The following is a 12,565-nucleotide window of genomic DNA, read 5'->3' as shown; positions in this document are numbered from 1 at the left end:
GCTGCGCGACGATCTCACCCTGTAAGTCCTCTTGCAAGCGCGCCTGGACCAGGCGCAGCAGGCGGTAGCGGGTGACCGCCATGACGGGAGCGCGTTCGATCTGCTCTCGCAGCAGCGACGCGTACAAATCCACCGCGCGTATCAAGGCCGCAAGCGGCAGACCGACGAGCATATGCACCTGGCCGAGGTGCTGGGCGCGGGTCTGAAGGGCTTGTGCCGTGGTGTCCGGGTGCAGCAGAAACTTCAGGTGCTGCGCCAGCGCGGCCTGGAGATGCGCAAACTCCTGCAGAGACAGCATGTCCAGGATGGAGGCGGTCTGCGGGTCTTGCCGCAGATGGGCGAAAAACGCGGCGGCGAACTCGGGCGCGACGGTCTGCAGCACCGGTTCGAGGGTGCGCAGCAGCGCCTGCGCATCAGGCCCGTAAGGGTCGAACGGGGCTTCGACTTGTGGGGCGGCGAGCGTGCCTTCGCACCACAGCCGCGACCACTGGGGGCGATCGCCTTTGCGCGCCTTGGCCTGATACATCGCCGCATCGGCGTTGCGCAGCAGGGTGTCGCCGTCCTCGCCGTCCCCCGGAAAGAGCGCCAGACCCATGGTCATGCCCACCCACGCCTGGCGGCCCTGCCCCAGGTCGAAGGGCTGCTGCACCGCCTGCGCCAGGCGCTCGGTGATGAGGGTCAGTTGCGCTTCGAAGGCGGCGGGGTCCAGGTCTTCGAGCAGCACGACGAATTCGTCGCCCCCCAGGCGGGCCAGGTAGTCGGTGTCGCGCAGCTGGGCTTGCAGCCGCTGGGCGAGTTCGCGCAGCAGCAGGTCGCCGGCATCGTGTCCAGACTGATCGTTCACTGGTTTGAAATCGTCCAGATCGATCATCCCCACGGCCAGCACACTGCCACGGCGGCGCGCGCGCGCCAGGGCATGCGGCAGGTGTTGCTCCAGGGCGAAGCGGTTGGGGATCTGGGTCAGGGCGTCGGTACGGGCGGCTGCGGCTTCCTGCCGCTGCAACTGTAGCAGCCGCGCCTTGAGATCGAGTTCGTCCAGACCGTGACCCAGCAGCGTGGCCACGCGCCCGCACGCCTGCGCGGTCTGCGGATCGAACGCCCCCACCCGGTCGGCGACGAAGACCAGCACCGCATGCAGCACCCCGCCGCGGCGCACCGGGGCGGCCAGCGCACTGGCCCAGCCCGCATGGGCGATCGCGTCGGCCCATGCGGCCCCGGCCTGCGTGGCGACGTTGTCCTGGTGGATCTGCACGGCCTGGGTGCGCCAGGCCAGAGCCACCAGCGCGGTGGGATGGTCGGGCGGCACCGCCAGGCGTTGCACCAGATCGGCCCCGCGCCCGGCGTGCGCCACGGCCCGCAGGGCACCCTGGTCGTCGGGCTGCGCGATCCAGATTGCATGAAACAGCGCCTCCTCCGTCAGGCGCTGGCAAGTGCGATCGAGCATCTCCTGGCTGCTGCGGCCCTTCAGCAGAATATCGCCTTCGGCGGCCAGGGCCTGATACAGGCGCTGCAGGCGGGCCAGATGCTCGCGCTGTTGAACCTGTGCGGTGATGTCGCGGTGGGTGCCGATGAAGGCGATGAGCCGCCCCTGGGCATCACGCACGGGGTCGATGCGCAGCCAGTTCCAGAACGGCGTACCGTCTTTGCGGACGTTGAGGATCTCGCCCGAGAAGGATGTGACCTGCTGCACCGCTCGGACCATGGCAGCCACGGTCTGCGCATCGGTGTCCGGCCCCTGCAGCAGATCCCAGTTGCGCCCGAGCATCTCCTGCGGCGAGTACCCGGTGATGCGGGTGAAGGCCGGGTTGATATACAGCGCGATCGCGTCGATGTCGCTGACCAGCACGCCGTCGGCGGCGCTCTCCAGCGCGGCGCGCAGCAACACCAGCTGCTGGAGCGTCTGCACCCGCTCCAGCCCCCAGCCGATGTTCTGGGCCAATTCGCGCAACAGCGCCTGTAACGGGGCCTCAAAGGCCGCTTCGTCATCGCGATAGACCGATAAAACACCCCACACCTGCCCGTCGCGCTCGATGGGCAGCGCCGCACTGGCCTGCAGGCCCAGGGCTTGGGCCTTCTCGCGCCAGGGTGCAAGGCCTGGCACGTGATAACCCTCGTTAAACACCGCCTGGTTCTGCCGGAAGGCCGTGCCTGATGGACCTTGCCCCTCAGGCACGTCTTCGCGGCTGGAGATCACCAGCCCGTCCAGATAGGCCACCTGGCCCGCGGCCGCCAGAATGCGAAACACGCCGTCGTCCTGCGGGCGGGCGATGAACGCCAGGGCCAGATGGCCGCGCGCATGGGCGAGGTTGCAGATCTGTTGCAACAAGGTGGATTCGTCCTGCGCCAAGGCGATGGTATGGTTGGCCTGGGCCAGCAGGTCTTGCAGCGCAAGGACGCGCTGCAGTTGCGCCTGCGCGGCCACGAGCGACTGGGTCTGGGTCGATAGCTGGCCCAGCAGCCGGTTACGGCGCTGCAGCAAGGAGGCCACCGCCCAGGCAGCGGCCAGCAGCAGGGCGGCCACGACGCCCACGAGGCCCCAGGGGGGCGCCGTCTGCAGTCCGAGCGCCTGCGCCGCGTCGGCCGGCCAAAGGGCCTGCACCGCCAGCGGCAGGTCGGCCACGTTCACCTGGACCCAGCGGCCAGACGGCAGGGCTGGCGTCTTGGTCGCAAAGTGCACCCCCCGGGCATCGACTTCCCCAAGCAGCGAGCCATCGCGGGTGTCGAGCACCCGTATCGTCCAGAAGCTGCCGCGCAGCGCGGGGTTGGCGAGCAAATCCTCCAGCCGGTAGGGTGAGCCCACAAAATACCTGGTCTGACCTTGGGCATCGGTGATGCGCGTGCGCAGGGTCAGGATGTGACCGCTGCCGTGCCTGGTCTGGGCCGCGCGCGCGGCATAGCGGGCTTGCCCGATCAGAAAATCGGGCTGCGCAGGCAGGGGGGTGAACTCGCTGGCCCCGGCGATGGGACGGCTGGGCTGCTGGGCTTGGGTGGACCAGAGAACGCGGTTGCCATCGGCGCTCAGGATGTTGAAGGCGTACAGATTCGGGTGCAGGGCGATGAAGGCGCGCAGACTGCGCACGGCGTTGGCATCGGGGTGGCTGGGGTCGGCCTGGGGCCCGAGCAGGGTCACCCCGGCAAATTGCAGCTCGATGAACTGGTTGCTCAGGCGCTGTTGAAGGAGTGCGGCTTGTTGTTGCGCCGCGCTTTGCGCCTGCGCGCGAATCAGCTGCTCGTTCTGCAGACGGTGCTCGTGGCTGTCCCAGGCGAACAAGCCGAGCACGATCCCCAGCGGCAGCAGCAACACCGCCCACAGCACCGCACGCGTGCGCAGGAGTGTGCGCAAGAGAACAAGCAGGCGCATGCGCAGGGTCGGCTCGGGGTTCATGGATGGGCCTGCGCGAGAGATTCGATCGGGTCGGCGCTGGGCACCCCGGTCGTCACGGTCCACAGACGGCGCCGCGCGGCTTGCTCCAACCACCGCTGCGACAGGGTTTGCAGCGCCATCTGGCGTTCGGCCGCATCACGCTGCCACGCGACCAATGCGGCCGCATCGCCGCGCCGCACCGCATGGTCACAAGCGCGCAGGGCCTCGACCAAGGCCGCGCGCGCTGCGTCCGTCTGCGCCGTCAGGGTATCCAGGGGATCTGCCCTCGAAGGAAACGGGCGTTCGGGTAACGATCCGGAAAACGACTTGAGCATACGCGGTCAAGCGGTCTTGTGGGCAAGAGATTCAGACTCGATCAGTGGAGTGACCCGCATCATTGTGCCCGCGACCCAACGACTTGGGCGTGTTGAGGATGGATGGTGCCAATGCATAAAGGCCACCGAACAAGACGCGCCCAAAATATGTCAAGTCCCGGAAGATCATGTGGCTGTTTGTCAAACAGGTGAGGGTGGCTTTGGTACCACTGTCGCATGGCGGCCAGGGGTGTTTGTCCTTTGAGTGCGGCCTGGGGCAGTTGATGGTTGTACAGCCAGACGTAACGGGCAATGGTGCGCTCGAGGTCTTCGCCGCTGGTGAAGTGGTGACTTCGCAGCACCTCTTCGATGCGGCCGTTGAAGCGCTCGACCATGCCGTTGGTCTGAGGACGCCGAGGGCGGGTGAGGCGATGCTCGATGGCGAGGGCCTGGCACAGCTGATCAAATTCATGCCGGCCGCTTTCGCTGCGGGCGGCGCGACCAAAGAGCCGATCGGTGAACTCCTTGCCGTTGTGGCTCCGGCCGGCCCTTCGGGCCTTAACATCGGCCGCGCCGATGTTAGCCTTCGCCGAAACAGAGTTTTCGGTCAGAATCTTGCGAATCTTGATGGGACAGGTCTTCGAGAGCGCCTTGAGGAAGGCCGCTGCCGAGCGCGCGGTCTTGTGGGGTTTGATTTGGACGAATACCCAGCGTGTGGCCCGGTCGATGGCCACGAACAGGTAGCGGCGAGCGGTCTCGTCGGGCATTTGGGGCAGATATTTCACGTCGATGTGCACAAAGCCCGGCTCGTAGGCCTGGAACGGCTTGTGCGCCACTTGTCGAGCCTCGGGGCGCAGCGCGTGCAGCTTGTTGACGCGATGCCGACTCAAGCAACGGTGGATGGCAGAACGCGAGGCTTTGGGTTCGATGAATTCCTTGACCACGGCGACGAGGTCATCGAGCGGCATAAGCAACAGTCGCCGCAGCTCCACCACCACCGCCTCTTGGGCGGGTGTGAGCGTCGTTTGCAGACGGTGCGGCGTGTGCGATCGGTCGTTGAAGTCGGCTCGAGCTTGCCACTTGCGAACCGTCGACTCGGTGATGTTGTAGCGCTGCGCCAGCACCGATACCGGCTCATCGCTGGCCGCGATCTCGGCGCGCACCGCAGGGGTGGTACGCGCTTGCTTGTGCAGGGAGATCAACATGATGACGACTCTCCTCCGTTGGAACTCGACCGCATGCTGGCTGCGGCTTCTCCAGCCGCCCTACGGGCGCCCGAAGAAGCCGCAGCCAGCCGAGACTTGTTCTTTGCTTCCATCTCTGCGATGAGTGTGTGCAAAACATCACGCGCAAAGAATAACGGAAAGCGCCTCGGGGCTATATGATCATCCGGGACGGGGCACCTACCCACCTCCACAGGGCCCCTCCCCCCGTCGGCTTATGAAACAATGCGGCCTCCCACGCCGGCTCCGCCGCGTCCATGAGGGGCGCTTGTGCGCCACTTGCTTCACCCTCACCCGGGCCTGTCCAGCCCAGTGCCATGACTGTGATTTCAGCCTCCGGCGCCTCGCCACGGCGCTACACGCTTTCTGATTTCGATTTCGCGCTGCCCGAGGCGCTGATCGCCCAGCAACCAGCGCCCGAGCGCAGCGCATCGCGGCTGCTCGACGGCACGGGGCCCACGCCGGTGGACCGGATTTTTCGCGATCTGTCGTCCTTGCTCGCACCCGGCGATTTGCTGGTGTTCAACGACACGCAGGTCGTCAAAGCGCGGCTGTTTGGCGAAAAATCCAGCGGCGGCAAGCTCGAACTGCTGATCGAGCGGGTGCTCGGCGGCCATGAGGTGGTCGCGCACATGAAGGTCAGCAAGAAGCCGCCGCTGGGCGCTGTGCTGCACATGGCCGGCGGCATCGAGGGCGGCGGCTTTACCGCCACGCTGCTCGGGCGCTGGCCCGACGCCGAGGGCGCGCTGTTTCACCTGCGCTTCTCCGACGACCCTTGGACGCTGATGCAGCGCCACGGCCATGTGCCGCTGCCACCCTACATCACCCACGCCGACAGCGCCGAGGACGAGCGCCGCTACCAAACCGTGTTCGCGCGCACGCCGGGCGCGGTCGCCGCGCCGACCGCCGCGCTGCACTTCGACGAGCCGCTGCTGGCCGCACTCGAGGCCCGTGGCGTCGCGCGCGCCGCCGTGACGCTGCATGTGGGCGCAGGGACCTTCCAGCCGGTCAAGACCGAGGACCTCGCGCAGCACCGCATGCACGCCGAGTGGTACGACGTGCCCGAAGCCACGCAGGCCGCCATCGCCGCCTGCCGCGCCCGCGGCGGCCGGGTGGTGGCGGTGGGGACGACGACGGTGCGTACGCTCGAAAGCTGGGCGGCGAGCGGCCAAGCCCGTGGCGACACCACGATTTTCATCACCCCGGGTTTTCGCTTTCGCGTGGTGGACCGGCTCATCACCAACTTCCACCTCCCAAAAAGCACGCTGATGATGCTGGTGAGCGCCTTTGCGGGCTACGAGCACATCCGGGCGCTGTACCGGCATGCGATCGCCGAGCGCTACCGTTTTTTTAGTTACGGCGACGCGATGCTGCTCGAGCGCGCGCGCCCACCCGAACCTGCTGCTGCCCATGCTGACCTTTGAACTGCTCGCCACCGACCCCGCCTCGCACGCGCGCCGCGGCCGCCTCACGCTCAACCACGGCGTGGTGGAAACGCCCATCTTCATGCCGGTGGGCACCTACGGCACGGTCAAGGGCGTGATGCCGCGCAGCCTGTACGAGATGGGCGCGCAGATCATCCTGGGCAACACCTTTCATCTGTGGATGCGCCCGGGCCTCGATGTGGTGCGCAGCTTCGGCGGGCTGCACCGCTTCGAGCAGTGGCACCGGCCCATCCTGACCGACAGCGGCGGCTTTCAGGTCTGGAGCCTCGGCGCGATGCGCAAAATCACCGAGGAAGGCGTGCATTTCGCCTCGCCCGTCAACGGCGACAAGCTCTTCATGTCGCCCGAGGTGAGCATGCAGATCCAGACGGTGCTCAACTCCGACATCGTCATGCAGCTCGACGAGTGCACGCCGTACGAGACCTCGGGCCACGTCACGACTGAGGCCGAGGCGCGCGCCAGCATGGAGATGAGCCTGCGCTGGGCCGCGCGATCCAAGGCCGAATTCGAACGGCTGGAGAACCCCAACGCGCTCTTTGGCATCGTGCAAGGCGGCATGTTCGAGCACCTGCGGCAGGAATCGCTCGAAGCGCTGGTGGCCATGGACTTCCCCGGCTACGCCGTCGGCGGCGTGAGCGTGGGCGAGCCCAAAGACGAGATGCGCCGCATCATGGCGCACACCCCGCACCGCCTGCCCGCGCACAAGCCGCGCTATCTGATGGGTGTCGGCACGCCCGAGGATCTGGTCGAAGGTGTGGCCTGCGGGGTGGACATGTTCGACTGCGTCATGCCCACGCGCAACGCGCGCAACGGCACGCTGTTCACGCGCTACGGCGACCTCAAGATCCGCAACGCCCGCCACAAGACCGACCCGCAGCCGATCGACCCCTCGTGCACCTGCTACGCCTGCGCGGGCGCGAGCGGCGTGCCCTGGGAGGCAGGCGGCCGCGAAGGCTTCTCGCGCGCCTATGTGCACCACCTCGACCGCTGCGGCGAGATGCTCGGCCCCATGCTGACCACGGTGCACAACCTGCACTACTACCTGAACCTGATGCGCGAAATCCGTGCGGCACTCGACGCCGGAGGCTACACCGAATTCCGCCAGCGCTTCGCCGCCGACCGCGCCCGCGGGATCTGACCAGCGGCGGCCGGCCCCAAGCGCGCGCCACTGTTCGCCAACTCAGCGTCGCGTGCTGGAACGGGACGCGGCTTTCGCCGGCGTCTTGCGCGGCCGCGCGGCCGTGGTGGCTTTTTTGACGGCCGCGGTGGCGGCGCGGGCCGGCGCGGTGGCGGCCTTGACGGCTTCGCGCGCCAATCCGGTCGCCATGTTCTTGGTCGTGTCGACCGCGGTCTGCCGCGCGGCGTCTTTCATGGCGTTGGCGGCGATCTGCTGGAACTGCTGGGTGAGCGCGCCCCACCACTGCATCGGGTCGATCACGCCTCCAGCGGGCGCCGTCGGCGCCGGCGTGCTTTTTTTGGCGGTGCTCGCCCGGCTGGCCGAGCGCTTGGCCGCGGCTTTCTTGCCACCCCCCGTCGCGGCTTGCGCCACATCGGACGCCAAGTTGGCGACGCCCGAGGCGACGCCGCTGGCCACACCGGCTGCGGTGCCGGCCGCGCCGGCGGCGGTCTCGGTGACCTTCTGCACGCCGCTCATCACCGTGTCGGCGGCCTTGAGCTTGAAGGCGTTGGCCACATCGCCCATGTTGAAGTTCATGCCTTGCAGCGTGGCCAGCGTCATCTTCTGCACCTCGAGCGCCTGGATCGTCGCCTTGAGCGCCGCGGCGTTCTGGTCGAGCCAGAACTGCACCGCCTTGAGCTCTTCGATGCGCTTTTCCAGCTCCTCGACGTTGATCGTCGGCGCCACCCAGTTGCCGAGGTTGGGCAACTGCGGGATGTTCTGCGTCGCGCCCTTGGCCAGGTTTTGCAGAAACTCGAAACCGGGGACGAACTTGGCGAACTCGAACGGGGTGGCTGGGTTCATGGCTGCTCCTGTGCGCGGGTGAAAAGCGTGGTGCTCAGAATACCCCAGCCCGGCACTTTTGAGCAGGGGGCGCACCCGCGGCGGCCGGCGCGGCCAAAATTGAAGAAAAACGCCGGAATGCCAGCGTGATCCGGTCTGGTAGTGCTATTTTTTTGGAAGTAAATAGGGCCGGCCCGGGCTGCCCTGCAACGCCCGTGCCGGCCCCTGGCCTCCCTCCGAAGGCCGTGGTGCGTCAGAACTTGTAGGTCACGCCGGCATACAGCGCGCGTCCGGGGCCGGGCACGCCGGTGCCCCACTTGGGCGAGCTGCCGCCACCGGTGGTCATGGTCGTGCCCTGGCCGACGTAGGCGCCGCCTTGTGGCAGCACGTAATAACGGTCGAACAGATTCTCTACGCCGAAATCCACGCGCAGGCTCTTGTGCGTGTAGCTCGCGCGCAGGTTGACCAGTGCGTAGCCCGGCGTCTCGATCTCGTTGCGCATGGCGTTGACGTCGCGCTTACCCGCTACCGCCACCCACTCGACCGCGTTGCGCCAGGGCCCAAGCGCTTGCGTGAGCGCGAGCCGCGCATGGAGCGGCATGATTTGGTAGAGGTGGTCGCCGGTGGTGAGGTTCTTGCCCTGGGTGTAACTGGCCTTGCCTGCAAGCGACCAGGCGCCCCAATCGTTCTTGGCGAGCGCCATCTGGCCGGCCACGTCCACGCCTTGCAGCCGCGCGGTCTGATTGACATAGCGCAGCACGGTGAACTGGTTTTTCAGCAGCGTCGTCCGCGGCGCGTTGGCGGTGGCGTCCCACTGCTGCGCATCGATGTAGTCGTCGACCCGGGTGTAATACGGCGTGACGCTGAGCTGCCAGGCCTGGCGGTCGGCCGCATGCCAGTCCCAGGTGGCGCTCAGGGTGTTGGCCTTCTCGGGCTTGAGCGCGGGGTTGCCGATGTAGCCATTGCCGTCGCCGACGAAGTTGTTCATCAGCGCGGCCATCTGCCAGGTCGACCAGGGATAGACCTCGTAGAGATTGGGCGAGCGCGTCTTGTGCGCAAAGCCGAGCTCGACGTCCAGCGCCTGGCTGTGGGTGTAGCGCGCCAGCGCGGTGAAGTCCCAGTTGTGGTCGGTGCGGCCCCGCGCGAGCGCATTGAACGCCGCCGCATCGCGCGCCTGCATCCCCATGGCGTTTGGCGCGGTGCTGTAGCCGCGCACCGGGTCGGCGTCCATCTGCACGCGCTCGGCCCGCAGGCCGAGCTGCGTCATCCATTGCGCGCTGTGCTGGCGTTCCCACTCCCCATAGATCGCGCTGCGCTCGCGCCGGCCGTTCTTGATGTTCTCAAACGTGCCGGGCCACATGCCGCCACCCGAGGGCGGCCACCAGTCGTTGAGCCGGTAGTTCACAGAGTCGAGGCCCGCGCGCAGCAGCTCACCCTCGCGCAGCGGCACCACCGCCTGCAGCGCGGCGCCGTCGGTTCGGCTGGCGGTGTACATCGGCATGCCGGCCGCACAGGTCATGGACAGCGGCGCGCAGGGGCTGCCGTTGAGCGCCATCGGGCCGCCCGAGCCGGTGGGCGGCGCGCCGTTGCCATACCAATAGCGCTTATCGGGGCCGAAATCCATGTCATGGTCGACCTTCTCGTGCCAGGCGCGCGCCGACAGCGTGCCCCAGTCGTAGCGGCCCTGATAGCGCAGCGTGAAGCGCTTCATCTGGTTGTCCAGCATGTCCATGCGCTGGTTCGGATAGAGCTGGTAGGGCAGGTCTTGCAGGTTCGCCTGCGCCTCGAACAGGTGGGCACCATTCTTGAACGCCAGGCCGAGTTGGTGGTTGCGCGTCTCGTAAGCGGTGGAGCCCACCTCGTCGAGCGGCAGCGTGTGGCCGATGTTGCCGGTCACGTCTGAGGTTTTGAACGCGGCGCCGGCCTTGTAGTTGTCGGCCTGGCTGGTCGCGCCGTGGTAGCTCAGCGCGAGGTTTTCGGTGGCATAGCTGGCCGCCAGATGCAGGCTCTGGCCGCCAAAGCTGCGCACCGCGGCCCCCGCCTCGCCACTGACCAGCGCGCTCTGCCCGGGCTCGGCAAACTGCGGCGCTGCACTCTCGACGATGATGCTGCCGCCAATCGAGTCCCCGCCCGCGCTCACCGGGGTGATGCCGGCGTACACCCGCACCGAGGCGACCTGCGACGGGTCGATGTACGACAGCGGCGCGTTCATGTGGTTCGGGCATGACGCAATCGCATCGACGCCGTCGATGGTGATGCGCAAGCGGTCGTCGGCCAGGCCGCGGATCACCGGCAGCGCCGAAACGCCGCCCGCGCCATAGACCGACACGCCCGGCAGTTCGGCCAGCAGTTGCGCGGTGTCGGTGTAATAGCTGGGCTTGCCGACCAGGCTGTTGAGGTCCAGCCGGCCGCTGGCGCGCGGCAGCCGTGCGTCCGCGTCGCCGCTGACGTTCACGTCGCGGAGCTGCACGGTGGCCGTGCTCTGCGCCTGCGCCGCCCAGGCGGGCAAGGCCAGGGCCAGGGCGATGGCCACGCGCGTGCGTGCGCTCGGGCATCGGGTTCTTTGGTTCATTGCAAGTCTCCTGATGGGTTGAGGAAAGCGTTGGATGAGCCGCCTCGGGCGGCCTGGGCCATCAGGCCCGACGGCATGGCGGCGCTGGCGATGAGCGTCCAGGCGTTGCCTGCGGCGCGCTCACGGCGCTGCACGGCGCGCGGCCGCGCAGGCAGCAGGCGGTTGAGTTCGCGGCAGACGGTCTCGGGCGCGGAATTGACCAGTCGCGCGATGGCCTTGAGCGTGGGCAGGTCCTTGCGCTCGATGGCGCCGCCGCGCTCGCGCGCGAGCATCCCCAGCAGGTGCTGCAGCCGCTCGAGTACCGGCCCGCTGCGCAGTTGCGACATTTCCAGCGCCTGGCGCTGTTGCTGGCGCACCGCGTCGCCCAGGGCGCGGGCGAGCCCGGCGTCGCTGCCGAGCGACTCGGGCCGGACGCGGCCACTCAGCAGGGCGCTCACGCCAAAGGTGCAGGGCTCACCCAGCAAGGCTTCGAGGCCGACGAGGTCGCCCGGCAGCGCCAGCGCCACCACGTCCGGGCCGTCGCGCGTGGGCCGCTCGACCAGGAAGGCGCCGCTGCAGATGCGCCACAGCGTGGCGTGCTGGCCAGGTTCGAGCAGGGCGCGGCCGCGGGACACGTCGAGGTGCCATTCATCGCCCTCGGTGCGGCGCGGCGCCGGGGTGAGGTCACGAGAGGCCAGGCTGATGGGGCGGGGCGCCGGGGCGGGCGCAGCGCTGCCGCCTGGATGCAGGCTGGTGTGAGAAACGAGTTTCATGCAAGGTCTCCGAACCCGCCGGGGCGGGCAAGAACAAGGGGATGCCGTCCGAGGACAGCGGCGCGCCAGCGCCGGCGCCGGCGCCGTGCTGCGAAAACCTGCGGGCGGTCAGCGGCGGCGCGCACTCGACAGCAGCGGCGCGGCGGCCAGGTCCGCACGGCAGCGGGCCTGCAGCCACGCGGAACGCATCCGGCGCACGCCGCGCGCCTTACGCAGGCAAGGGCGCGGGGGTTTCGGAGGTCGGGGGGCCGCGTTGGTGCGGCGGGGCGGCGGCCAGCCACAGGGCTTGGGCCGGCGGGGTGAGCGCTGGCGCGACGGCGCGGCCGAGCGCGGGCAAGGGGGGATGGGCAGCGACCGGCGGCCCCAGCCGGTCGGCGGTGAAAACGCAGTAGGGGCAGGCCTCGAGCGTGGGGCTGCCCGTGCTGCCGCGCGAGGGGTCGGTCGGTGAGACCTCACCGGTGCGCAGCGACACCCACTGCATGCCCGCGGTCGAGCACACCTCCATCCACTCCGACGGTGCGTGGGCCGCGGCGCGCCACTGCAGCGTGCGCGACACCGTCGGCATGAGCGCAGCCAACGCGATGGCCAGCAGGGCGAACCATGCGGCCAGGCGGTTCAGACGGCTGCGCTCAACCATGGGAAAGGGGCGGGCTCAGGGATGGCGAGGGGTGGCAGAGCCGTGCCTCAGGTTCAATGCTTCATGCCTTGTTGGTGCTGCATGCCCATGCCAGCGCCTGCGCCCATGGGGGCACCCGCGCTGGCACCGGCTGCGGTACCCAGGGGACGCACCTGCGCCTTGATGTCGATGGACGCCTTCTTGCCATCTTTGCCCTCGACAACCAAGGTCACAGGCACGGTGTCACCGGCTTTGACCGCTTGCTTGAGGGTGATGAGCATGACGTGATAGCCGCCGGGTTTGAGCTCGACCGGCTTGC

10 protein-coding genes are annotated in these 12,565 nt (G+C 68.3%); 2 read left to right on the top strand and 8 right to left on the bottom strand.

The annotated features are described in order from the left end of the window. The 3 genes from JHC36_RS01030 to JHC36_RS01020 all read right to left on the bottom strand — a co-directional run. Window positions 1–3,385, bottom strand: a 3,385-nt coding sequence (locus tag JHC36_RS01030; protein WP_287914750.1) for a diguanylate cyclase domain-containing protein, incomplete at its 3' end; no start/stop codon positions are given. Next, complete coding sequence (locus JHC36_RS01025; RefSeq protein ID WP_287914748.1) at window positions 3,382–3,699, bottom strand: hypothetical protein; 318 nt, start codon at window positions 3,697–3,699, stop codon at window positions 3,382–3,384. The genes JHC36_RS01030 and JHC36_RS01025, both read right to left, overlap by 4 nt. A 59-nt stretch (window positions 3,700–3,758) precedes the next feature. Then, window positions 3,759–4,883: an IS481 family transposase gene (locus tag JHC36_RS01020; RefSeq protein WP_287914746.1), complete on the bottom strand. Its 1,125-nt coding sequence runs from the start codon at window positions 4,881–4,883 to the stop codon at window positions 3,759–3,761. 335 nt (window positions 4,884–5,218) lie between these two features. Here JHC36_RS01020 and queA point away from each other — a divergent pair, with 335 nt between their 5' ends. Further along, window positions 5,219–6,325: a tRNA preQ1(34) S-adenosylmethionine ribosyltransferase-isomerase QueA gene (queA, locus tag JHC36_RS01015; protein WP_287914743.1), complete on the top strand. Its 1,107-nt coding sequence runs from the start codon at window positions 5,219–5,221 to the stop codon at window positions 6,323–6,325. Continuing rightward, the gene (gene tgt / locus JHC36_RS01010) at window positions 6,312–7,484 is read left to right on the top strand and encodes a tRNA guanosine(34) transglycosylase Tgt (RefSeq protein ID WP_287914740.1); all 1,173 of its coding nucleotides are present in this window, start codon (window positions 6,312–6,314) and stop codon (window positions 7,482–7,484) included. The genes queA and tgt overlap by 14 nt, the downstream gene beginning before the upstream one ends. A 42-nt stretch (window positions 7,485–7,526) precedes the next feature. On the opposite strand, the gene JHC36_RS01005 is transcribed toward tgt, so the two are convergent. The 5 genes from JHC36_RS01005 to JHC36_RS00985 form a co-directional block, all read right to left on the bottom strand. Then, on the bottom strand, window positions 7,527–8,327 hold the full coding sequence (locus JHC36_RS01005; RefSeq protein ID WP_124222954.1) for a PhaM family polyhydroxyalkanoate granule multifunctional regulatory protein: 801 nt from the start codon (window positions 8,325–8,327) through the stop codon (window positions 7,527–7,529). Window positions 8,328–8,559: 232 nt separating this feature from the next. Next, the gene (locus JHC36_RS01000) at window positions 8,560–10,878 is read right to left on the bottom strand and encodes a TonB-dependent receptor (protein WP_287914735.1); all 2,319 of its coding nucleotides are present in this window, start codon (window positions 10,876–10,878) and stop codon (window positions 8,560–8,562) included. After that, on the bottom strand, window positions 10,875–11,630 hold the full coding sequence (locus tag JHC36_RS00995) for a Crp/Fnr family transcriptional regulator (protein ID WP_287914732.1): 756 nt from the start codon (window positions 11,628–11,630) through the stop codon (window positions 10,875–10,877). Before JHC36_RS00995 ends, JHC36_RS01000 begins: the two co-directional genes overlap by 4 nt. 208 nt (window positions 11,631–11,838) lie before the next feature. Further along, window positions 11,839–12,267, bottom strand: coding sequence for a DUF2946 family protein (locus JHC36_RS00990; protein WP_287914731.1), 429 nt, complete (start codon window positions 12,265–12,267; stop codon window positions 11,839–11,841). A 53-nt stretch (window positions 12,268–12,320) separates the two neighbouring features. Continuing rightward, on the bottom strand, window positions 12,321–12,565 hold a 245-nt coding region (locus JHC36_RS00985), incomplete at its 5' end, for a copper chaperone PCu(A)C domain-containing protein (protein WP_287914728.1).

The sequence above is a fragment of the Tibeticola sp. genome, assembly GCF_022759015.1.
Lineage (GTDB): Bacteria > Pseudomonadota > Gammaproteobacteria > Burkholderiales > Burkholderiaceae_C > Tibeticola > Tibeticola sediminis.
The sequence above is the reverse complement of the archived record's forward strand: the minus strand, read 5'-3'. Positions and strand labels throughout refer to the sequence as shown.